At 58.0% G+C, this 21,806-nt stretch carries 29 protein-coding genes and 1 riboswitch; of the genes, 5 read left to right on the top strand and 24 right to left on the bottom strand.

What is annotated here, in order from left to right:
- The first annotated feature begins 52 nt into the window (after window positions 1-52).
- Window positions 53-2,266, top strand: coding sequence for a transglycosylase domain-containing protein (locus tag DWZ22_RS05740; protein WP_118405651.1), 2,214 nt, complete (start codon window positions 53-55; stop codon window positions 2,264-2,266).
- 188 nt (window positions 2,267-2,454) lie between these two features.
- Here DWZ22_RS05740 and DWZ22_RS05735 read toward each other — a convergent pair whose 3' ends face one another.
- From DWZ22_RS05735 to DWZ22_RS10295, 23 genes are all read right to left on the bottom strand, one after another.
- Complete coding sequence (locus DWZ22_RS05735; RefSeq protein ID WP_006235280.1) at window positions 2,455-2,892, bottom strand: arginine repressor; 438 nt, start codon at window positions 2,890-2,892, stop codon at window positions 2,455-2,457.
- Between the two features lie 133 nt (window positions 2,893-3,025).
- The gene (locus DWZ22_RS05730) at window positions 3,026-4,066 is read right to left on the bottom strand and encodes a glycosyltransferase (protein ID WP_147352270.1); all 1,041 of its coding nucleotides are present in this window, start codon (window positions 4,064-4,066) and stop codon (window positions 3,026-3,028) included.
- Window positions 4,067-4,227: 161 nt separating this feature from the next.
- Window positions 4,228-5,052: a tRNA pseudouridine(38-40) synthase TruA gene (gene truA / locus DWZ22_RS05725; RefSeq protein WP_118405649.1), complete on the bottom strand. Its 825-nt coding sequence runs from the start codon at window positions 5,050-5,052 to the stop codon at window positions 4,228-4,230.
- A 92-nt stretch (window positions 5,053-5,144) separates the two neighbouring features.
- Window positions 5,145-5,627 carry a 50S ribosomal protein L17 gene (gene rplQ / locus DWZ22_RS05720; RefSeq protein WP_089573564.1) on the bottom strand — a complete coding sequence of 161 codons (483 nt, stop codon included), beginning with the start codon at window positions 5,625-5,627 and terminating at the stop codon, window positions 5,145-5,147.
- A 30-nt stretch (window positions 5,628-5,657) separates the two neighbouring features.
- Entirely contained in the window at window positions 5,658-6,599 is a 942-nt protein-coding gene (locus DWZ22_RS05715; RefSeq protein ID WP_117734359.1) for a DNA-directed RNA polymerase subunit alpha, read from the bottom strand.
- 32 nt (window positions 6,600-6,631) lie between these two features.
- Window positions 6,632-7,228: a 30S ribosomal protein S4 gene (gene rpsD, locus DWZ22_RS05710; protein ID WP_006235275.1), complete on the bottom strand. Its 597-nt coding sequence runs from the start codon at window positions 7,226-7,228 to the stop codon at window positions 6,632-6,634.
- Window positions 7,229-7,247: 19 nt separating this feature from the next.
- On the bottom strand, window positions 7,248-7,652 hold the full coding sequence (rpsK, locus tag DWZ22_RS05705; protein WP_006235274.1) for a 30S ribosomal protein S11: 405 nt from the start codon (window positions 7,650-7,652) through the stop codon (window positions 7,248-7,250).
- Between the two features lie 14 nt (window positions 7,653-7,666).
- Entirely contained in the window at window positions 7,667-8,041 is a 375-nt protein-coding gene (rpsM, locus tag DWZ22_RS05700) for a 30S ribosomal protein S13 (protein ID WP_022094275.1), read from the bottom strand.
- 14 nt (window positions 8,042-8,055) lie between these two features.
- Window positions 8,056-8,169 (bottom strand): 50S ribosomal protein L36, encoded by a 114-nt coding sequence (gene rpmJ, locus DWZ22_RS05695; protein WP_006363204.1) that lies wholly within the window; start codon window positions 8,167-8,169, stop codon window positions 8,056-8,058.
- Window positions 8,170-8,319: 150 nt separating this feature from the next.
- On the bottom strand, window positions 8,320-8,538 hold the full coding sequence (gene infA, locus DWZ22_RS05690; RefSeq protein ID WP_035137443.1) for a translation initiation factor IF-1: 219 nt from the start codon (window positions 8,536-8,538) through the stop codon (window positions 8,320-8,322).
- A 232-nt stretch (window positions 8,539-8,770) separates the two neighbouring features.
- Window positions 8,771-9,559, bottom strand: a complete 789-nt coding sequence (gene map / locus DWZ22_RS05685) for a type I methionyl aminopeptidase (RefSeq protein ID WP_117743545.1) — start codon at window positions 9,557-9,559, stop codon at window positions 8,771-8,773.
- A complete protein-coding gene (locus DWZ22_RS05680; protein ID WP_055252238.1) occupies window positions 9,556-10,182 on the bottom strand; it encodes an adenylate kinase in 627 nt (208 codons plus the stop codon). The genes map and DWZ22_RS05680 overlap by 4 nt, the downstream gene beginning before the upstream one ends.
- Window positions 10,183-10,200: 18 nt before the next feature.
- A complete protein-coding gene (gene secY, locus DWZ22_RS05675) occupies window positions 10,201-11,487 on the bottom strand; it encodes a preprotein translocase subunit SecY (protein ID WP_117734357.1) in 1,287 nt (428 codons plus the stop codon).
- On the bottom strand, window positions 11,481-11,930 hold the full coding sequence (gene rplO / locus DWZ22_RS05670) for a 50S ribosomal protein L15 (RefSeq protein WP_006235267.1): 450 nt from the start codon (window positions 11,928-11,930) through the stop codon (window positions 11,481-11,483). Before rplO ends, secY begins: the two co-directional genes overlap by 7 nt.
- Before the next feature lie 3 nt (window positions 11,931-11,933).
- Window positions 11,934-12,116 (bottom strand): 50S ribosomal protein L30, encoded by a 183-nt coding sequence (gene rpmD / locus DWZ22_RS05665; RefSeq protein WP_006235266.1) that lies wholly within the window; start codon window positions 12,114-12,116, stop codon window positions 11,934-11,936.
- Window positions 12,117-12,118: 2 nt separating this feature from the next.
- Window positions 12,119-12,643, bottom strand: coding sequence for a 30S ribosomal protein S5 (gene rpsE / locus DWZ22_RS05660; protein WP_055252236.1), 525 nt, complete (start codon window positions 12,641-12,643; stop codon window positions 12,119-12,121).
- A gap of 14 nt (window positions 12,644-12,657) precedes the next feature.
- On the bottom strand, window positions 12,658-13,026 hold the full coding sequence (gene rplR, locus DWZ22_RS05655; RefSeq protein WP_006235264.1) for a 50S ribosomal protein L18: 369 nt from the start codon (window positions 13,024-13,026) through the stop codon (window positions 12,658-12,660).
- Window positions 13,027-13,101: 75 nt separating this feature from the next.
- Window positions 13,102-13,638: a 50S ribosomal protein L6 gene (gene rplF, locus DWZ22_RS05650; RefSeq protein ID WP_006235263.1), complete on the bottom strand. Its 537-nt coding sequence runs from the start codon at window positions 13,636-13,638 to the stop codon at window positions 13,102-13,104.
- 33 nt (window positions 13,639-13,671) lie between these two features.
- The gene (gene rpsH / locus DWZ22_RS05645; protein ID WP_006235262.1) at window positions 13,672-14,070 is read right to left on the bottom strand and encodes a 30S ribosomal protein S8; all 399 of its coding nucleotides are present in this window, start codon (window positions 14,068-14,070) and stop codon (window positions 13,672-13,674) included.
- Window positions 14,071-14,189: 119 nt separating this feature from the next.
- Window positions 14,190-14,375: a type Z 30S ribosomal protein S14 gene (locus DWZ22_RS05640; protein WP_022094280.1), complete on the bottom strand. Its 186-nt coding sequence runs from the start codon at window positions 14,373-14,375 to the stop codon at window positions 14,190-14,192.
- 79 nt (window positions 14,376-14,454) lie between these two features.
- Entirely contained in the window at window positions 14,455-15,012 is a 558-nt protein-coding gene (gene rplE, locus DWZ22_RS05635) for a 50S ribosomal protein L5 (RefSeq protein ID WP_006235260.1), read from the bottom strand.
- 302 nt (window positions 15,013-15,314) lie between these two features.
- Complete coding sequence (locus DWZ22_RS05630) at window positions 15,315-15,647, bottom strand: hypothetical protein (RefSeq protein ID WP_117734356.1); 333 nt, start codon at window positions 15,645-15,647, stop codon at window positions 15,315-15,317.
- A gap of 27 nt (window positions 15,648-15,674) precedes the next feature.
- Entirely contained in the window at window positions 15,675-16,103 is a 429-nt protein-coding gene (locus tag DWZ22_RS10295) for a hypothetical protein (protein WP_199406579.1), read from the bottom strand.
- A 272-nt stretch (window positions 16,104-16,375) separates the two neighbouring features.
- On the opposite strand from DWZ22_RS10295, the gene DWZ22_RS05620 reads away from it, so the two are divergent.
- Both DWZ22_RS05620 and DWZ22_RS10290 read left to right on the top strand, forming a co-directional pair.
- Entirely contained in the window at window positions 16,376-17,029 is a 654-nt protein-coding gene (locus tag DWZ22_RS05620) for a transcriptional regulator (RefSeq protein WP_117734355.1), read from the top strand.
- A gap of 122 nt (window positions 17,030-17,151) precedes the next feature.
- Window positions 17,152-18,138: a hypothetical protein gene (locus DWZ22_RS10290; protein ID WP_118405648.1), complete on the top strand. Its 987-nt coding sequence runs from the start codon at window positions 17,152-17,154 to the stop codon at window positions 18,136-18,138.
- Between the two features lie 37 nt (window positions 18,139-18,175).
- Here DWZ22_RS10290 and DWZ22_RS05610 read toward each other — a convergent pair whose 3' ends face one another.
- Window positions 18,176-19,498, bottom strand: a complete 1,323-nt coding sequence (locus DWZ22_RS05610; RefSeq protein ID WP_118405647.1) for an ATP-binding protein — start codon at window positions 19,496-19,498, stop codon at window positions 18,176-18,178.
- 231 nt (window positions 19,499-19,729) lie between these two features.
- A riboswitch (SAM riboswitch) is annotated at window positions 19,730-19,820 on the top strand.
- A gap of 8 nt (window positions 19,821-19,828) precedes the next feature.
- Between DWZ22_RS05610 and DWZ22_RS05605 the strand changes: the two genes are divergently transcribed.
- Both DWZ22_RS05605 and xerA read left to right on the top strand, forming a co-directional pair.
- Entirely contained in the window at window positions 19,829-20,362 is a 534-nt protein-coding gene (locus DWZ22_RS05605) for a hypothetical protein (protein WP_118405646.1), read from the top strand.
- Window positions 20,363-20,783: 421 nt separating this feature from the next.
- Entirely contained in the window at window positions 20,784-21,767 is a 984-nt protein-coding gene (xerA, locus tag DWZ22_RS05600) for a site-specific tyrosine recombinase/integron integrase (RefSeq protein ID WP_118405645.1), read from the top strand.
- The last annotated feature ends 39 nt before the right edge of the window (window positions 21,768-21,806 follow it).

The raw sequence follows: 21,806 nt of genomic DNA, 5'->3' as shown, positions 1-21,806 counted from the left end.
CTGCCCCGACGGCACATCCACCGTCCGGCACGACATACCTGGAGGTCAATATATGGGTCCTCGCCAACGACAGGGACGCAGCCGTTCAAAGACGCATGCCCTGCCCATAATCCTGCTCTCGTTTTTGGGCTTTCTGCTTATCGCGGGCGTGGCATTTGGCATCGGCATGGTCGGCAACGTCAACCGCTGGCTGTCCGATCTGCCCGACTACACCGACGCCAACGCGTATCTGGTGAGCGAGCCCACCGAGATCGTCGACTGCAACGGCAACAAGATCGCGAGCTTCTACACGCAAAACCGCAAGTCCATCACCAAGGACGAGGTCTCCCCCTACGTGCTGCAGGGCACCGTTGACGTCGAGGACGAGCGCTTCTACGAGCACGGCGGTATCGACCTGTGGGGTATCGCGCGTGCTGCGGTGGCAACCCTCGGCGGCGGGCACGAAGGCGCCTCGACTATCACCCAGCAGCTGGTGCGCAACACCATCCTGCAGGAGGAGCAGTTCGACTCGACCATCGAGCGTAAGGTGCGCGAGGCCTACATCGCCGTCAAGATGGAGGACATGTACTCCAAAGACGAGATCCTCATGATGTACCTCAACACCATCTATTACGGCCACGGCGCCTACGGCATCGAGGCCGCAGCCGAGACCTATCTGTCCAAGAGCGCCGCCGACCTCACCCTCAGCGAGGCCGCGCTGCTCATCGGCCTTCCCAACTCGCCCTCGCAGTACGACCCCACGGTCAACCCCGACCTGGCGCTGTCCCGTCGCAACAAGGTCCTTGACAACATGTTGCGCCTGGGCCACATCACGCAGGAGGAGCACGATGCCGCACAGGCCGAGCCCATCACCCTCAACGTGACCGAGATTTCGGGCAGCGGCGTCGACATATACTCGCAGCCCTACTTTGTCGCCTATGTTAAGCAGCTGCTGGAGCAGGAGTTCTCGACCGACGTGCTCTTTAAGGGCGGCCTGACCGTCAAGACCACCATCGACCCCACCATGCAACAGGTGGCCGAGGAGGCTGTGCGCTCGCAGCTCGACACGCTTTCGCTCGACGGCCTGGACATGGGCATGGTCGTCGTAGACCCCAAGACCGGCTACATCAAGTGCATGGTGGGCGGCTACGACTACAACGCCGACGAGAATCACGTGAACCACGCTACGGCAAAGCGCCCCGTGGGCTCCACGTTTAAGGCCTTTACGCTGGCAACTGCCATCCAAAACGGTATGAACCCCAACGTCACCCTCAACTGCAACTCGCCTCTTACAGCCAAGGGCACTACGACCAAGGTGCAAAACTATGCCAACCAGAGCCATGGCAACATCACGCTTAAGCAGGCAACGGCATACTCATCCAACACCGGCTACATTCAGGTGGCAGAAGCCATCGGCAACAACAAGATCATGTCGCTCGTCAAAAAGCTCGGCATCGACCCCGCCAAGGACAATATCGAGGACGTTCCCGTCATGACGCTCGGCACCGGGTCCATCTCGCCGCTCGAGATGGCATCGGCCTACGCCACTTTTGCCAACGGCGGCCATTATCGCCAGCCGATCGCCATCACCGAGATCGACTCGCGTACCGGCTCGGTTCTGTACCAGCACACCGACAATCCCACGCAGGTGCTCACCGAAGGCGAGGCTGCCGCGGTTACCGACGTTCTATCCGGCGTCATGCAGGGCAGTGGCACGGGTGCCGCCGGCGCGCTGAGCGTCAACCAGCCCTATGCCGGCAAGACAGGTACCACTGACAACACCACCAACCTGTGGTTCTGCGGCTACACGCCGCAACTGGCATGCGCCCTGTGGACCGGTTATTCCGCAGGCGAGATTCCCATCCAAAAGTACGGTACGGACCTGCTGGGCGACAGCACCAACCTGCCCGTCTTTAAGAAGTTCATGAACACTGTTTTGGCTGGAACCGAGCGCGAGGAGTTCCCGACCGGAACGGCCCCCACGTACAAGAACAATAACGTCTGGAAGTTCTACGGCACCAACAACACCAAGAAGACGGAAAGCGACGAGGACGAAGACAAGGACGAAGAGGAAACCACCACCACGACGACCACAACGACCACGACCACCGAGACCACAGGCGGCGACACCACCGGCGGCACCGGTACGACCGGTGGCTCGACGGGCGGCTCCACTGGTGGTTCGACCGGCGGCGATGGCGGCACGCCTACGCCTACGCCCACTCCCGACCCCTCGCCCACGCCCACTCCCGACCCCTCGCCCACGCCTGACGATACGGTCGGCTAGAAATCATCCGGCCATAAGCAACAAGGCCCCCGAGCAGCTTATTAAACCGCTCGGGGGCCTTTTAGTTTAAAGCGACCTGGTGGGCGGTCTTTATGCCTGCAAACAAAAAAGGGGGTACCGACCAACGTCGATACCCCTTACAAGCCACTATGTCAGCGCACGCAGGGCCAAGCGCACGACCCGCACGCCTACTTGCGAGAATTGCTCAGCTTATTGATCAGCGCCTCGAGACGCTCGCCGTCCTCGGCCGTCTGGGCAATAACCAAAATCGTATCGTTGCCGGCAAGCGAGCCAAGCACATCGGGCAACTCTGCCGCATCAACGGCGGCGGCGATGCCGGAAGCCGTGCCAGGCTGAGCCTTGATCATAACCAGATTATCGGTGCGCAGAACGCCCGTTACGAGCTCGGAAACCATACGCTGCAGGTGCAGGTCCTCTGCCAGAACATAGATGCCCTCAGGGAGCTTACGCAGCCCCATATCGGCAATATCGCGAGAGACAGTCGCCTGCGTGCAATCAAAGCCCATAGCGCGGAGCTCATCGACCAGCACGCGCTGCGTGCGGACGTCCTTATTGCGCACAATATCTCTAATGGCATCCTGGCGCCCATTGCGTTTTTTAGCCATACAAACCCTCACTCCAAAAGATGGCGGAGACAATCAATCAATGATTGAATAGTTTAACGCTATTTGAAAGCTTTTGTGTATAAGAACGCATTTCGAAACAATTCCATGCAAGTTTGTTTCGAAATGAGCGCCCCTAGGCAGTTTTGGCACCAGTTCGGTTAAGAAAAGCAGCCAAATGCGTATACATCACGCAACGCGTAGGCTTCGCGCTTGCAATTGGCCCAAACAACAAACCGAGTCCGCGGTGGTCATCCTTAAGCGCCGCAACCATCTGACGAGTTCGGGGTGCCTCGAGCATATCACGCATACGGGCGGAGCGTTCAATTGATGACACCCCATGCGGGCTCAGACACAAATTCTCGATGCAGGAGACCAGTCCGGCAAAGTAGAATTTCTGGCTTGCCAGCATGAGCCAACCACCGCTATCTGCTTCCGAGAGTGAGTCCGCAAGCTCGTCGAGCGCTCGGGTGTCATCGGATACCTTGGCATACATGGTGGGATCAAAGGCATCTGTAAGATTAGGCGCCGCCGCGTGGAAACAAGCGTCGCCGCATCCGGAGACGCGCTGTGCCTGCGAGAGCGCACACGCCATAAACCCAACTGTGCGAAACGTCTTATCGCACAAAAGGCATGCCTCAAACAGCGGACGGGTGTACATCACGCCAGAGACTTGAGCAACCAAGCCGCCTAAAATCAACTGAGGCAGCCCGGCCACCATCGAAGATTCGCTATCAATGGAAATATGAGTAGCATCCAAGACGCGCGAATGGCGCTCTCGATGTGCATCATAGCGGTCGAGCGACACCGTGGGGAAGACTATGTCTGCCGCAGTATCGCACGCGATATCGACCATCTTGGAAAGGGCGTGCGGAGCAAACCACTCATCGGCGTTCATGGCGATGATTTGAGAGCCGCGCGAGGCATCAAAACCGGCACGAAGACAAGCGCCGCGCTTAGCGTCCTCGACGTCAATCAAATCAATATGGATGTCCCTGTCGGCAGCAACTTGAAGCGAATGGCGCACACCGGGCGCAGCATCGCGGCAGACAACGACAATCTGCAAATCGTAGAGATCTTGGCTCTGGATACTCTCGAGCGCACGCATCGCATAGCTGGGCGAACCTTCTACCACAAGGATCACCGAAAGTCGCGGATGCGAGCCACGTCGAACCAAGTTATCCGTCCTCTCGACAGCAGTGAATCAAACTGTCGTTCATGGTACACCCCGGCAATAAAAGCAATGAGACACCGGTTGTATTGCACGTCAAGAACAGATGTTGCACACGCGCAGCCCACAGATTACAGGTGTCGACGCACGATGCGTCGAGCCCTCCCCTAGTCGAGCACGACAAGCTCGGCGGGATCGTAATCCACGCCCATAAACGTAAGGCCGCAGGCAGGAGCCGTGGGGCCCGCAGCGGTACGGTCGCAAGCATCGATGACCTCACGCATCCACCCAGGTTCACGGCGATGCATACCAATCTCGACAAGCGTGCCCACGATCGTACGGACCATCGAATGCAGAAACGCATTGCCCTCGATGGTGAACGTCAGGATGTCCTCGCCAAACGCAACCTCATGGCCAAACTCGGCACGCATCACGCAGCGATGCGTGGGCTTGCCAACGGCCGAGGCAACCTTGCAAAAGCTTTTAAAGTCCTGCTCGCCCAGCAGCGCGGGGCAGGCAGCAGACATAGCCTCAACATCCAAGGGATAGCGATGCCACCACACGGCACCGCGGGACAGCACGGGGCGCGCATCTCGATCGGCAATACGGTACGTATACGCACGGGAACGCGCGTCAAAACGTGCAGAAAAGCCTTTACGGGCCTTGTAGACCTCGTTTATAGCGATATCTTTGGGCAGCAGGGCATCCATAGCCCGCAGCCACCTACGGCGCGTACACGCGAGCTCAGCGTCCGTTACGGGCACGCTGATGTACTGAGCCACGGCATGCACGCCGGCATCGGTACGCCCCGCGCATGTCAGATCGATCGGGCGGCGAAGCAGCGTCTCGATGGCTCGACGCAGCTCACCCGCAACCGTCGTCTGTCCCGGCTGCTCGGCAAACCCGCTATACGACGAGCCGTCATAGGCGACGCGGAATACAAGGGTGGCGTCAAGCTCGAGAATCGAATTGAAATCAGACGGCGCAGTCATGGGCGCTCCCAACAAACAAGCAACGGTATCGCGACAAAAAAAGAGGGGTACGCGAACGTACCCCTCGAATATAGCCTATGCAGACGGAATGTCTACTCAGCGGTCTCCTCGGCAGGAGCCTCCTCGGCAGCGGTCTCCTCGACAGCCTCGACCTTCTTGGGAGCAGCGGCCTTCTTGGGGGCCGGAGCAGCCTTCTTAGCCTTAGGCGTGCAAGGCTCGGTGACGAGCTCCATGATAACGATGGGAGCGTTGTCGCCCTTGCGGTTACCGAGCTTCATGATGCGGGTGTAACCGCCGTTGCGGTCCTGCCACATGCCCTGAGCAGCCTTGTCGAAGATCTCGGCAACGAGCTGCTTATCGCCGAGCTTGGCGATAGCCAGACGACGAGAGTGCAGGTCGCCCTTCTTGGCCCAAGTGATGATCGGGTCGACGACCGAACGCAGCGCCTTAGCGCGGGTCTCGGTGGTCTTGATGCGGTCGTTCTCGAAGAGGGCCTTAGCAAGGCTCTTCTTCATGGCCTTGGTGTGGCTCGCATCGGTGCCGAGCTTCAGGCCCTTCTTAACGTTGTGACGCATGGTCTAGTTTCTCCTCAAATATGCGAAGCATTAAGCCTTCAGGCTCAGGCCCATGGACTCAAGCTTGTCCTTCACTTCCTCGATCGACTTAACACCGAAGTTACGGATGTTGAGCAGATCGTTCTCCGAGAACTCAACGAGCTGACGGACCGAGTGAATGCTGGCGCGCTTAAGGCAGTTGTAGGAACGGACGGAAAGGTCCAGATCCTCGATCTGCTTGTCCAGCTCGGCGTTGTCGTTGGTGACCTCGGGAGCGAAGATCGAAGCCTCCTCCTCGACCTCGGGGGTCTCGGCAAGGTTCATAAAGGCGGCCATATGCTGGTTGATGATATTGGCAGCCTGGACCACGGCGTCGCGCGGGGCGATGGAACCGTTGGTCTCGATCTCGAGGACAAGGCGGTCGTAGTCGGTGTGCTGACCGACACGGCAAGCCTCAACGAGCTTGGCGCAACGGGAAACCGGCGAGTACAGCGAGTCGACGTGGATCACACCGATGGGATCGTTGTCGCGCTGGTTAGCCTCGCCAGAGACATAGCCGCGGCCATAGCCGATGCGCATGCTCATGGTGAGATGGCCACCCTCGGTGAGCGTAGCAATGTGCTGCTCGGGGTTGACCAGCTCAAACTCGGACGGAATAAAGAAGTCCGCACCGGTGACCTCGCAGGGGCCGTCAACCGAGATGGTGGCGGTCGCCTCGTCGGTCGTGCCGAGAGCCCTGAAGACAAGACCCTTGACATTCAGGACGATGTCGGTGACATCCTCGACCATGTTAGGGATGGTCATGAACTCGTGCTGCGCACCATCGATCTGAATAGCCTCGACGGCGGCACCCTCGAGCGAGGACAGAAGAACGCGACGAAGGGAGTTACCCAGCGTATCGCCGTAGCCACGCTCGAGCGGCTCGACGGAGACACGAGCAGACGTCTCGTTGATCTCTTCGACCTGAACCTGAGGCCTAATGAATTCTGACATGTATTACCTCCAGCCTCAGCAGCCCGGATGGACTACTTAGAGTAGAGCTCGACGATGAGCTGCTCGTTGATATCACCGCTGATCTGCTCACGCGTCGGCAGAGCGAGCACGTTACCAGACAGCTTCTCGATATCGACCTCGAGCCAGCCAGGGACCTCAAAGCGCTCGGAGGAAATCAGGGCCTCCTTGATGGGGAGGAGGTCACGGAACTTCTCGCCGACAGCGACGACGTCGCCGGCCTTGACGCGGTAGGACGGGATGTCCACGCGCTTGCCGTTCACGGTGAAGTGACCGTGACGGACGGACTGACGAGCCTCTTTGCGGGTGCGGGCGAAGCCAAGACGGAAGACGACGTTGTCGAGGCGAGACTCAAGGATAATCATGAGGTTCTCACCGGTGACGCCGTTCATCTTACGGGCCTTGTTGAAGTAGCCGTGGAACTGCTTCTCCAGAACGCCATAGATGAACTTGACCTTCTGCTTCTCGCGCAGCTGCATGCCGTACTCAGATTCCTTGCGACGGCGCTTGGGCTGACGGATAGATTCCTTCTTGCTGCTGTAACCGAGCTCAGCGGGATCGATCCCGAGCTGACGGCAGCGCTTAAGAACAGGAGTCCTGTCGATTGCCATATTGATACGATCCTTTCAGTTACACGCGGCGACGCTTCTTGGGGCGGCAGCCGTTGTGCGGAATGGGGGTCTTGTCCTGGATGCTCGAGACCTCGAGGCCAGCAGCCTGGAGGGAGCGGATGGCGGTCTCACGACCGGAGCCGGGGCCCTTGACGAAGACGGAAACCTTCTTCATACCGTGCTCCATGGCCTGCTTGGCAGCAGCCTCGGCAGCCATCTGGGCAGCGAACGGCGTGGACTTACGGGAGCCCTTGAAGCCCACCTGGCCAGCCGACTTCCAGGAAATGACGTTGCCCTGGGGATCGGTGATCGAAACGATCGTGTTGTTGAACGTAGAACGAATGTGAGCCTGGCCCACGGAAATGTTCTTACGGTCCGCGCGCTTCAGACGGGCAGCGCGAACGTTCTTCTTAGCAGTAGCCATCTATCTAGCGCTCCTTATTTCTTCTTCTTAGCACCGATCTGACGCTTCGGGCCCTTGCGGGTACGAGCGTTAGTGTGGGTGCGCTGGCCGCGGACCGGGAGGCCCTTGCGGTGACGAAGGCCGCGGTTGCAGCCGATGTCCATAAGGCGCTTGACGTTCTGGTTGCGCTCACGGCGGAGGTCGCCCTCAACCATGATCTGGTTCTTGTCGATATAATCACGGATGGCGTTAACCTCATCTTCGGTGAGGTCCTTAACGCGCGTATCCACGTTAACGTTGCACTCGACGCAAATCTTCGTCGCAGTGGTGCGGCCGATGCCGTAAATGTAGGTCAAACCGATCTCAACGCGCTTCTCACGCGGGAGGTCGACACCATTAATACGGGCCAACGTAGTCTCCTCTCTTAACCCTGACGCTGCTTATGACGGGGGTTCTCGCAAATGACGAGGACCTTGCCATGGCGCCTAATGATTTTGCACTTATCGCACATCTTCTTGACCGAAGGACGTACCTTCATCGTTCTTCCTTTCGGTAGCGCTCAAACTACTTCCCTACTATCTACTCGCCCAGCCGCAGGCGTTTAAAACTATGGCTGGTCTTCACACACAATCCGACCGTAGGTTGAGCTAAGCCTGCAGTCGGAAATGGAGTGCGTGTATGCGTGCCGCTATTTGTAGCGATAGGTGATGCGGCCGCGGGTCAGGTCGTACGGGGAAAGCTCCACGACAACCCTGTCACCGGGGAGAATACGGATGTAATTCATTCGGATCTTGCCAGAAATGTTGCACAGAACCGAATGACCGTTCTCGAGCTCGACCTTAAACATGGCGTTGGGCAGCGGTTCCTTTACCGTGCCCTCGAGCTCAATTGCGTCTTCCTTCTTCACAAGCAATCATCTTTCTCTAGAAAACGACAGCGATTGAGTATTCTACAATACGTATGCACGCATCGTAATATCTTCGTAATGGCTCCACAACTACGTGGAACTTGTTACATTTGAAATGTAAAACAAAGCCGTTCCCTGATGCCCAAGATCGCCTTGAAGTGAGAAGGAATAGACCTTGGGGTCATGCCTTCGAAATTGAAAGGCGAGGTTGGGCATCAGGGGGCGGCGACTTTTACATTTCTCCGCCCTGCAGGGAGCACCAAGCACCTTGCGCGTCCGTGGTGAGAATCACCGGACCGTCATTGGTAATGGCGACGGTGTTCTCGTAGTGCGCGGCGGGCAGGTGATCGTTGGTCGTAACAATCCAACCGTCGGAGCCCGAGCTCACATGGTTGGAACCCATCGTAACCATCGGCTCAATGGCAATGACCATGCCGGTCTGGAGGCGCACGCCCCTCCCCTTCTTTCCATAGTTAGGAACGTTGGGGTCCTCGTGCATCACACGGCCAATGCCATGGCCCACATAGTCGCGAAGCACGCCGTAACCGTGAGACTCAGCGAGGGACTGAACGGCATAACCGACGTCGCCGATATGGTTACCGGGAACAGCCTGCTCGATGGCAGCCTTAAGGCAATCGCGCGTAACCTCGCACAGGGCCTTGGCCTCAGGCGTAGGGGTGCCGACGAAAAACGTCCAAGCGTTATCGCCAACCCAACCGTCGACAACGGCTCCCGTATCGATGGAGATGATATCGCCATCGCGCAGGATCATGTCGGGGTTGGGAATACCGTGGACCACAGCATCGTTGATCGATGCGCAAATAGTCCCCGGGAACCCGCCGTATCCCTTAAAGGCAGGGGTGCCGCCATGCATGCGGATAATCTGCTCCGCGAGCTGATCGAGCTCAAAAGTCGAAACGCCGGGGCGCACCATGGCTCCAACGTGGCGGAGCGCCATCTTAGATAGCGCTCCTGCCTTCTTCATCTGCTCGATTTGCGTTGCAGACTTAATCTTGATCATAGACCGAGGGCCTCTTTGACATCCCCGTACACGGTCTCGCGAGCCTGGTCACCGTTGACCGACTTGAGCAGACCCTGGCCACGATAGTAGTCGACGAGCGGGCTCGTGGACTTCTCGTAGACGTCGAGACGGTTCTTGATGGTCTCGGGCTTGTCGTCGTCGCGCTGATACATCTCGCCGGCGCACTTGGGGCAGGTAGCATCGGCAGCGGTGCCGGTGTAACCGCAGGCGCGGCAGGTGCGACGCGAAGACAGACGATCGATAATGACCTCGGGGGCCACGTCGACCAGAAGGGCGCAGTCGATCTCGCGACCCATCGCGGAGAGCTCGGAATCGAGCGTCACGGCCTGGGCGGTGTTGCGCGGGAAGCCGTCGAGGATGAAACCCTGCTGGGCATCATCGGCGGCAAGACGCTCCTTGACAAGATCGATCACGAGCTGGTCGGGAACGAGCTCGCCAGCGTCCATGTACTTCTTAGCCTGAATACCAAGCTCGGTGCCGCCCTTGACGGCAGCACGCAGCAGGTCGCCCGTGGAAATGTGAGCGACGCCAAACTCGGCGACGAGCTCCTGTGCGACGGTGCCCTTACCGGCACCCGGAGCTCCGAGCAATACGAGGTTCATGAGCAATCCTCCTCTAGCCTATTTAAAGAATCCATCGTAATCATACATCTTGATCTGGCCTTCGAGCTTATCGACCGTGTCGAGCACGACGCCGACCATGATGAGGATGGACGTGCCGCCAAATGCCTGGATCAGCTGGTTACCCGTGAAAGAGAAGATGATCGAAGGCACGATGGCGATGAGCGCCAAAAAGACAGCGCTGGGAAGCGTGATCTTGTTGAGCGCGTTCTTGATGTAGGCCGCGGTAGCTCTACCAGGACGCACGCCCGGAATAAAGCCGCCCTGCTTCTTAAGGTTGTCTGCCGTGTCATCGGGGTTGAACACCATGGAGGTGTAGAAGTATGCGAAGAACACGATGAGGACAACATTAAGCACCCAGTTGAGCCAACCGGTCGAAAGCGCAGAGGCAACTGCCTGAATCCAGCCGATGCCGGGGAAGAACACGGCAATCTGAGCCGGGAAGTACAGCAGCGCCGAAGCGAAGATGATCGGCACGACGCCCGCGGTGTTGACCTTGATGGGCAGGTAGGTGGTCTGGCCACCCATCATGCGACGACCCACAACGCGCTTAGCGTAGGAGACCGGAATGCGGCGCTGGCCGCGCTCAAGGAAAACAATCAGCGGGATAACCAGCAAGATGATGGCGCAGATGATCACCATGGTGATGATGCCACCGGCATTGCCCTCGGTGCTGGAGAAGATCGCCTGCGGCAGACCGGCCATGATGTTCGCAAAGATGATCAGCGACATGCCATTGCCGATACCGCGCTGGGTGATGAGCTCACCAATCCACATGATCAGCATGGCGCCCGCGGTGAGCGTGCCGACGATCATGAGGTCGAAGATGATCTCGGGGGCGCCGGCGCCAGTAAAGCTGATGCCGAAGCTCTTAAAGAGGAAGAGGTAACCCACGGAGTTGAGGATTGCCAGAGCCAGGGTGAGGTAACGCGAATACTGCGTAATCTTGGTCTGACCGACCTCGCCCTCGCGGGCAAGCTCATGCAGGGAAGGCACAACGGCCTGGAGCATCTGGAGGATGATCGAGCTGGTGATGTAAGGCATGATGCCCAGGGAGAACACCGACACATAGCTCAACGCGCCGCCAGAGAAAAGATTCAGGAGGGCCATAGCACCTGCGGCGACCGAATTGTTATCGGTCGAGAAAAGGCCCAGCATCCCCTGGAAGGGAATGCCGGGCACAGGAACGTGCGCACCAATGCGGTACACGACGAGCATAGCTATGGTAAAAAGAATCTTTTCACGCAATTCTTTGATGCGGAAAGCATTCTTAAGACCATTTAGCACGGCAGCTCGACCTTTCCGCCAGCGGCCTCGATCTTGGCCTGCGCAGAAGCGCTGACCTTGTCGACCTTGACCGTGAACTTCTTGGTGAGCTCACCATTGCCGAGCACCTTGACGGGCTCGAACTCGCTCTTAGTGATGCGAGCGGCCTTAAGAGCGGCACCGTCGATCACAGCGCCGTCCTCGAACTTACGCTCGAGACGCTCAACGTTAACAGCGGTGTACTCGATACGACGGGGGTTGCGGAAGCCCGGAAGCTTGGGCAGGCGCATAGCCAGCGGAGTCTGGCCACCCTCGAAGCCGGCACCCTTGGTGCCGCCAGAGCGGGAACCCTGGCCCTTCTGACCGCGGCCAGAAGTGGTGCCGTGACCCGAAGAATTGCCACGGCCGACGCGCTTGCGGTTCTTGGTGGAACCGGGCGCGGGAGTAAGATCGTGAAGCTGCATTTGCTACTCCTCTACAATCTCGACAAGGTGCTTGACCTTGAAGATCATGCCGCGGACGGACTCGTTGTCAGCAATCTCGCGAACCTCGCGGATCCTGTGGAGACCGAGGGCACGGACAGTACGGACCTGGTCCTGCTTGCAACCGTTGGTGCTGCGGACCTGCTTGATCTTGATGGTGTCAGCCATGCTTAGTTCTCCTTACCGACGAACATCTCGGAGACCGTCAGGCCACGGCGAGCCGCGACGTCCTCAGGGCTGGAGAGCTCCTTGAGGCCCTCGACGGCAGCCTTGATGATGTTGAGGCCGTTGTCGGTACCGAGGGACTTGGACAGGACGTTCTTGATGCCAGCAAGCTCGAAGAGGGGACGCACAGCGCCGCCGGCGATAACGCCGGTACCCTCGACAGCGGGCTTGATGATGATGCGGCCGGCACCAAAGTGGCCGAGAACCTCGTGCGGGATGGTGCCCTGCTCGGTCACCGGCACGTGGAACATGTTCTTCTTGGCATCGAGAGACGCCTTGGAGATGGCCAGGGGCACCTCAGCGGATTTGCCCATGCCAACGCCGACGTTGCCCTTGCCGTCGCCAACGACGACGAGAGCGACGAGGCTCATGCGACGACCGCCCTTGACGGTCTTCGACACGCGGTTGATGTAAACGACGCGCTCCTCGAACTCGGAGGCCTCGCGCTGCTGCTTCTGATTACGAGCCATGTGCTACATACCTCCTAGAACTCGAGACCGGCGGCACGAGCACCGTCGGCGAGGGCCTTGACGCGGCCATGGTAGATACGGCCACCGCGATCGAAGGCGACCTTGGTGATGCCGGCCTCGATGGCGCGCTTGCCAACGAGCTGACCGACCTTCTCCGCAGCCTCCTTGTTCGAGGTGTGGGTGCCCTTGAACTCGGCCTCGAGGGTCGAGGCAGAGACGAGCGTCAGGCTGGAGCCCTTGCTGTCGTCGATGATCTGGGCATAGATGTTGGCGTTAGTACGGGTCACGCGAAGACGCGGACGCTCGGAGGTACCCGAGACCTTGCCGCGAACACGACGCTGACGACGCTTGAGGCCTTCCAGCTTCGCCTTATGCTTGTTCATACGTAAACTCCTAAAAAGGTTGATCTTGCCAGCACCTGACGGGGTGCTGGTCTTATGCGAGTGAGTCGGTTACGACTACTTGGCGGCCTTACCCAGCTTGCGGCGGATGTGCTCGCCAACGTAGTGGATACCCTTGCCCTTGTAAGGCTCGGGAGGACGATGGCCGCGGATCTCAGCGGCGATCTGACCGACCTGCTGCTTGTTGATACCCTTGACGTTCACGTGGGTGTTGTCGGGAACCTCGAAGGTGATGCCCTCGGGAGCCTCGACGATCACGGGGTGCGAGAAGCCCAGGGAGAACTCGAGGTTCTTGCCCTTCTGCTGCACGCGGTAACCGACGCCGGCGAGCTCGAGCTTCTTCTCGAAGCCCTCGGAAACGCCAACAACCATGTTGTGGATGAGGGCGCGGGTGAGGCCGTGGCGGGCACGGGTCTCACGCTCGTCGTCGGGACGGGAAACGGTGAGGACGTTGTCCTCGACGTTGATAGCGAGCTTCTCAAAGACATCGAGCTCGAGCTGGCCCTTGGGGCCCTTGACGACAACGTTGTTGCCGTTGACTGCCACTTCGACTCCGGCGGGAATCTGGACAGGCTTATTACCGATACGAGACACGGTGATCTCCTTTCCTTCTACCTACCGAGCGAATTACCAGACGTAAGCGATGATCTCGCCGCCGACGTTGTGCTTGCGAGCATCGCGGTCGGTCATGACGCCATGGCTGGTGGAAATAATGGCGGTACCAAGGCCACCGCGGACGCGGGGCATGTCGGCAACGCCGGTGTACTTACGCAGGCCCGGCTTGGAAATGCGGCGGATGCCGTTGATGACCTTAGCCTTCTTGGGACCATACTTAAGCGTGATGTGCAGAGTCTTCTGGGGAACGGTGTCCTCGACATCGTAGCCCTCGATGTAGCCCTCCTCGTGCAGAACACGAGCGATCTCGACGAGCTTCTTGCTGCTCGGCATGGAGACCGTGGCCTTGTTCACAGAGTTAGCGTTACGGATGCGCGTAAGCATATCTGCGATCGGGTCTGTAAGGTTCATACAGATTCTCCTTCGTTCTTGATGAACACGTGCTCTTGGTTCTTCGCCGCCCTTAACGGCAAAGCCTTTTTAGCGCGTTTTCCCTGTTCCAAACTGATGCTTGAAACGCTGGTAGTGACTTACCAGCTGGCCTTCTTAACGCCGGGAAGCTCGCCCTTGAGTGCAAGCTCGCGGAAGCAGACACGGCACAGGCCGAACTTGCGGTACACAGAGTGCGGACGGCCGCAGCGCTGGCAGCGCGTGTACTCACGAGTAGAGAACTTCTGCTTGCGATTGCACTTGACGATCATCGATGTCTTAGCCACTTATATCCTCCTCACATAGAGTATTGTTCGCCCCAAGCGCCGCCCCCTTGTGGGAACGGCGCTTATAGGGCAGGTGAACCTATTTCTTGAACGGGAAACCGAAGGCGTCCAGAAGGGCCTTGGCCTCCTCATCGGTGTTGGCGGTGGTCACGAAAGTGATGTCCATACCACGCTGGTGATCGACGGAGTCGAAGTCAATCTCGGGGAAGATGAGCTGCTCGGTGACGCCCATGGAGAAGTTACCACGGCCGTCAAAGCTCTTGGCGGAGATACCGCGGAAGTCGCGGATACGGGGGATCGCGACGGAGGTCAGACGATCGAAGAACTCCCACATACGGTCGCCACGCAGGGTAACCTTGCAGCCGATCGGCATACCAGCGCGCAGGCGGAAGGTAGCGATGGACTTGCGGGCACGGGTAATCATCGGCTGCTGGCCGGTGATGGCGCGCAGGTCGCGCACGGCACCGTCGATGGCCTTGGAATCGGTAGCGGCCTCGCCGACACCCATGTTCACGACGATCTTCTCAAACTTGGGGATCATCATGACGTTCTCGTACTGGAACTTGTCCTGAAGCTGCTGCTTGACCTCATTGTTGTACTTGGTCTTCAGACGCGGCACATACTTCTCTTCTGCCATTGTTCACTCCTTCTTGGGGTTTTAAGCACGGGGCGTGGCCACGATGGGTTGTCCTCGTGCCTCCTGGCTGCATCCGCGCCGCTCATGGCATTTCGCGGTTTGGACTCGACGCAGCAGGAGCCGACAAAACAATCGGTACTATACGCGCATCGGGAGCGTATTACCAGAAAAACCTCGTCTGCCTGCACAACTCCACAACTCCCCCGCACAAATATGACCCGCATGTGCCAGGGGTAGCTAATTTGGGACGGGGCTTTTTTAGCTACCCTGCGACAAGGTAGCTAAAAAAGCCCCGTCCCAAATTAGCTACCCCTGGGATGCGAGTAGCGCTTGCGGGGGACGAGCTTGGTGCGGCGTAGGTGGATCATCTCGGCGGCGATGGAGATGGCGATCTCCTCGGGGCAGAGCGTCTCGATGTGCGCCGCGGGAATCTCGGAGGCCGCGTTGGTGTAGGTGACCTTACTCCCCTCCTCCACCAGCGAAAGCCTGGGGCAGCCCGCAATGGTGCGGCGCGATTCCTCGCCATGGTACTCGGCAACGTCACCCTCGAGGGCTTGGATGACAAACGGTTCAAAGTCGATGACGAAGTCGCCGATACGTCGATACGCCAAGACGTCGGCAACCGACTGGAACAACGGCGTCTGGGTCGCGTCCAGGTGCAGTTAGCACAGGCAGATGGCTCCGCCGCAGATCATGCCGGTATCGGAGTTCTCGCCGCCCATGGTGTAGCGGACCAGACGCGATTTACCCCCGGCCAGCAGCTCGCGAGCCTCGTCCAGCGCAAAGAGCTCGATTTTGCCGCCGCCGACCGACGTCGCCTTGTCCGAAATATAGTTGATATAGCTGGCATCGCCGCGCGGGTCGACGTCGGCGCATTTAAAGCCCTCAGTCACCTGCACGCCGTCGGCCAAAAGGCCGCGCAAGCAGCCGTCAATCTGCGTGACCATGTACGGTTTGAGCAGAGCAAAAGCGGTTCGACCGCTAAGCAGCGACGATCCGCCATCCTTGCCCTTAAGCCCCATAAGGTCGGGAAAGAGACTCGCAGGGAACAGCACCGGCGAGGCGGGTTCACCGTTTAGGGCAAGACGCACGGGCGCGACGCCGCCGTTGGCCTTAAAAGCGCTTATCCCGCACGCCCACGATGCAAAAAGGGGGCACCCCGCCGGTTGGCAAAGTGCCCCCTTTACATGGTTTACCTCAACCCGGCTTTAGGCCTGGAACCAACGGGCGGCGTTGACCTCGCCGTGCTCGCAAGAGGCGTCTGAGATGTCGGCGGTCTTATAACGCAGCGACGCTTTCGTTATTTGCGTACAAGTGGGGTTTATGGCACAGTAAGCCCAAACTAATTTTTAGGAAGGCACCCATGACCCCCGCACAGATTGAGTTCTACAAGCGCCTTGCACACGGTCTGGCGCTCCAATTTGGCCCCAACTGCGAAGTCGTCGTCCACGATCTGGAGACCGAGGACGTGGACCACTCCATCGTAGTAATCGAAAACGGCCACGTCAGCGGGCGCAAACTGGGTGACGGCCCCAGCCATATCGTGTTTGAGTCCATGCACGAGGGCACCACCGACGTGCACGACCGCGAGCCATACCTCACCAAAACCACCGATGGCAAGCTGCTCAAATCGTCGACGATCTTTATCCGCAACGACGAGGGCAAGCCCGTCGGCATTTTGGGCATCAACTTTGACATTACGCTTATGAAGGCTTTTGAGCGTTCGCTCGACGCCTTTACCGGCACCGGCGGCACGGGCTACACCGAGCCCGAGCCCATTACCAAGAACATCGGCAACCTGCTCGAGGACCTGCTGCACGAGTGCGAGCAGTTTGTGGGCAAGCCCGCGGCGCTCATGACCAAAGACGAGCGTATTCGTGCCATTGGCTACCTCGACCGTCGCGGCGCCTTCCTCATTTCAAAGTCGAGCGAGCGCGCCTGCGAGTTCTTTGGCATCTCCAAATACAGCTTCTATAGCTACCTCAACGAGGCCAAGGCGGCGGCCGGCGACAAATAGTCAGCGCGCCTGCACCCCTCCCCTTTTTGGGCGCGAGTTCTGGAAAGCATGAATCCAAGACCGAGCCGCTTGGGAAGTTCCATATAATCGATGTCATTGGTATTTCGAAAGGGTGGAACAGAATGGCGTTGAGCAAGGCATCATGCACCGATCGCGGATTGATTCCGGCAATTGGTGGACATGTGCACCGCATGTTCGATGAGGGTGAAGACAACCTGTTTTCGCTGAGCCTTGACGACGTGATGGATGATCGCCCGTGGACCGCCGACGAACTCATGGGCGGCGGGGCTCGCCCGTCAAGTCCCAATCCCGCACTTGCGCCTAAGCCCGCATCTGCGCCGACTCCTGCGCAGTCGCCTGTTTCGACGCCCGCGCCTACGCCCGCTCCCACTTCGGCGCCCACGCCCGCTCCCCGCCCCGCAAGCGACCCGTCCGAAACGGCGGCATTTCTCGCTGCAGCGACGCAGGGCAAATCGGCCGACAGCACCGTCATGTTCAGCGCCCAGCAGTTGCCTGTTCCTGCGGCACGCAAGCCTCAGGTCACAAGGCTCGATGAGCCCGCTGCCCATCAGGTGGCCTACGATTCCTGGGCTGCAGCCGATCTGGATGAGACCTCTACCGGCATGCCGGCGCTCGACGTTCCAGTTAACCCGCTTTTTGCCGCCAACACGAGCGCCGCGGACTATGAGGGCGGTGCGGCATATTCCGATTATTCCGATGGCTATGATGGCACCGGTCGCATCGAGACCGAGGATTATGGCACCGCATCGAGCGATTATCTCAACGATCCGTACGCTGCCGCGCCTGCACCGGAATATGACCCGGAGGCCGCGTCCGCACCGGCGTATACCAAAAGCACGGGCGAAGAGCTCTTCGCCGATTATTACGCCGAGGAAAAGGCACTGCGTTTCTCGGAATTTCCGCAGGCAGTCAAGGTTGCCTTTATCGCCATTATCATTGCCCTGCTCGGCGTCATTGCGTTTGAGGGATTCCAGCTGTTCCGCGGCCCCACCCAAGCGGAGTCGGAGACCCAGCAAAAAGAGGACGATAACGAGTATCTGGACATCAACACCCTCAAGGGCGACCCCAACGACGGAGACGACGAGTAGCGAGGGTTAAGTGAGGGCCGGAAGAGCCGGCGGCACGTTACGGCTCCAAAAGCCCTGCCATAAAGATGGGCAGATACAGCACGTCACCATCGCGGTGAAGATTACATTCCGCAAGTACCAGGGCGCGATCGATTCCGTAGCCCTTCGTTGTCAATGCGTTATCGAGCGCCGCGTGGGACTTAAAGCTCTTGCCCGATTTGACCTCGATGGCAAACACTTCCCCATCGAACGTCTCTTCCACAAAATCGAGCTCACCGACCTTTTTGGACGTAAAGTAGCGCAATCTAAATCCATGAGCTTTGAGCTCTTGGGCAACGAAGCCCTCAAACGCCGCCCCCATGTTCATGCCAAAGGGGCCCTCCGCCTCCCCATCAAAAACGCCTTGGGCGACCCTTTTGGAATACGACGACATGAGCATTCCGGTGTCCAGGTAAAACAGCTTGAACAGATTTCGTTGCTCCCCCAATAAAAGGGGTGCAACGGGCGCCGTTACGTTATACACAGGAAGCGCGACACCTGCCTCCGATAACCAGAGAAAATGATCTGTCACCTGCGAAAAACGTTTGACACCGTTAATCGATGACAGTTTGAATCGCTTATTTTTGGAGCCGGCCTCGCTGGGAATCAAATCATAGATATCGCGAATAACCAAGCGTAGCTCGGGCGGAGCGTACTTTGCGATGTCATCGCGATACAGGGCGTGAAGATCACGATGGATGTTTCGAACCTCGTCGACATTGCGCGTCGCCAAGAAGGAATTGACCGCGTCGGGCATGCCTCCCACCACCGCATACTGATGGAACAGATCGAGCAAGCGGTCATACAGGTAGCCAGGGAGCTCACCCTCATCCTTTAGACAGCCCCTGAGCATGTCAAACACGCTGGCGCCAACGCCATTTGCCCAGCAAAACTCCTCAAAGTCGAGCGGGTACATCTGGACCTGCTCGACATACCCCACCGGCAGGGAATCGATGCCCTCGAGCTCAACGCCAAGGAGCGATCCGGTAAGGATGTATCGAAAGTCGCCGCGCTGGACCAGGTATTTGATAAACGTCACCACGTTGGGGCATCGCTGCACCTCGTCGATAACCACGACGGTCTTGTTCGCAACCATCGGCTGCGTCGCAGCGATAGACATGCGCATAAGCAGGTCGTCCGCACTTTTCGCCGCCAAAAACGAATCGCGCACGGACGCGTCGGCGATAAGGTCGAACGTCACGATATTTTCGAACGATTCGTTTGCAAAGACATTGACCAAATATGACTTTCCTACCTGTCGGGCACCCTTGACCAAAAGAGCCTTGTTAGGCGACGAGGCAAGCCAAGATTCAAACCGTGCTTTCGCTTTTCTCTGCAGCATAAGCGCACCCCTTATTACGTGCTGTTTTAGCACTAGGATACACTTTTCCGTAGTTATTAGGTGCTCATTTCGACACTTTTTCGAGACTTTAAAGTGTGTATTACGACACTTTTCCGTAATTTTATATGGGAATTTTCGACACTTTTTCGAATTTAAGCTTAACAGCAGGCGGCGCTTAATTTCTGTCCGCGTACGCTGATAGACTCCATCGTGCCCGCAAGGAACGGGCGCGTTTTATCCAGAGTCGGGGTAGAGAGTTGGCTCCACGATCCCGACGCCAACCGGCCAAGAGGCACGGTGGCCCTGCCAACATCGATGAAAGGAGTCCGTATGGACAATTTCTCCGTGCGCAGCGAGCGCAACTTCCACAATCTGGTCGTCAAACCAAAACGAATGCATCTTCTGGACAAGCCAGACAGCTACGCCTCGGCCATAGCCAAGAGCAGCCTCTCCCACCAGATGCGCTTTACCGTGCAGAAGCTCGAGGAAGAGCTCTGCGCCGCCGGCAATCCACATGTGTTGCAAATCATGTTGCTCGGAGACGATTCGCGCGAGCCGTCCAGCTGGAAGCTCTTCGCCGACGGCGTGTGCGTTGCGGACGGATCCGGTGCCTTTGTTATGGATGCTATCGACCAGGGCATGATACAAGCCTGTAAGACATGGGGAGATCACGACGCATTTGCCGACATCGCAGAGGCAATCGTTCTAAGCAAAGCTGCATTTGATATCAAGGAGCGCGCTTGTCAGATGCTTTCATATATCGCATGGACAGTTGGTCGGTTCCACGCCCAGCACCTGATCGAGGGCATGGTCGCCGCCGGGGTAGACCCGATGCTGGAAGATCTTCTCAGCGCTCCCGCGTAGATTAATCGAGCGCTCTATCGACAAAGATGCATCTACCATAACGGCATGGGGCGTGCTCGCCTTGTACCGATCCCAACCAATCCCGTCGGCGCGACTGCAGTCTCAAACAACCACCGGCACCATCCATCCGCACACGAGAGGCGATGGGCACAGGCGAACCCCTCAACCTCGCTATACGTAAACTTCATCAGTGTTTCCACATCCCCATCAAAAGAATCCGAAAGACATCCCCCGTTAATAAAACGCTTCTGAACATCTCACTCTGCAGGCAAAGCCGCACCGGAGTGATGCGGAGGTCTGCGCGGGGTTTCACGGGTTCCCTTGACGCGGCCCAGCGGAAGTGCCACCCGGCATCCCTTCCATAACGCACGGGTAAACAAAGGGAAATAGCGCCACCCACCGTGCAAGGAAGGACGCCACCATGGATCTCACGAAAACGGCTAGAGAAATTACCCGTCTCATGCTCCCCTACCTGACCACGCAGCAGAACCGCCAGCTTAAAAAGGTTTTATCGCACTGCCTTTTCGATGAAAGCCAATTAGCCGAAAACGGCGGCGACGGTGAAAGTGAATCATTCCTGGATCTTTTTCTGTCTGCAAAACGCCTCGAAGGCTGCTCGGATAGGACCATCTCCTACTACGAAACCACCATCAATAAGATGCTTGAATCATTCGACACGCCAGCTTGCGACCTGGGAACCGAAGAGATTAGGTCCTATCTTTCCGACTATCAGCAAAAAGCCGGCGTCAGTCGCGTCACCGTCGACAATGTCCGGAGAATCATCTCAAGCTTCTACTCATGGCTCGAAGACGAGGACCATATCATCAAGAGCCCGGTAAGACGCATTAAAAGAGTCAAGGCTCCGCAGCCCATAAAGGAAACGTATAGCGATGAAGTCGTTGAAATTCTTTGTGATAACTGCGGGTCGCCCCGAAACCTTGCCCTGATCGACCTGTTGCGCTCCACGGGCATGCGCGTGGGCGAACTTGTCTCGTTGGACAGGAGCTCCATCGACACCATCAATCGTGAGTGCATCGTACATGGCAAGGGAAATAAGGACCGCATCGTCTATTTTGACGCAAAGACTAAAGTCCATATTGAGAATTACCTGTCAGCACGAACGGACAACTCGGAAGCACTCTTCGTGTCGAGCAAGGCGCCACACGAGAGGCTACAAATTGGCGGCGTCGAGGCGCTGCTTAGAAAACTGGGGCGCGAGCTTGATTTAGGAAGGGTCCACCCTCATAAGTTCAGAAGAACGCTTGCTACAAAGGCAATCGACAAAGGAATGCCCATCGAACAAGTCCAGGTGCTCCTTGGCCATAAAAAAATAGACACCACATTAAGGTACGCAATGGTCGACCAGCGCAACGTCAAAGCATCCCACCGCAGATACCTAACTTAAATTTCGATTTGTCGACCTGGGCGACGAAGTCGGCGAACT

Origin of the sequence: Collinsella sp. AF31-11 (assembly GCF_003475605.1) — a bacterium.
In the GTDB taxonomy this organism is placed as follows: Bacteria; Actinomycetota; Coriobacteriia; order Coriobacteriales; family Coriobacteriaceae; genus Collinsella.
The sequence above is the reverse complement of the archived record's forward strand: the minus strand, read 5'-3'. Positions and strand labels throughout refer to the sequence as shown.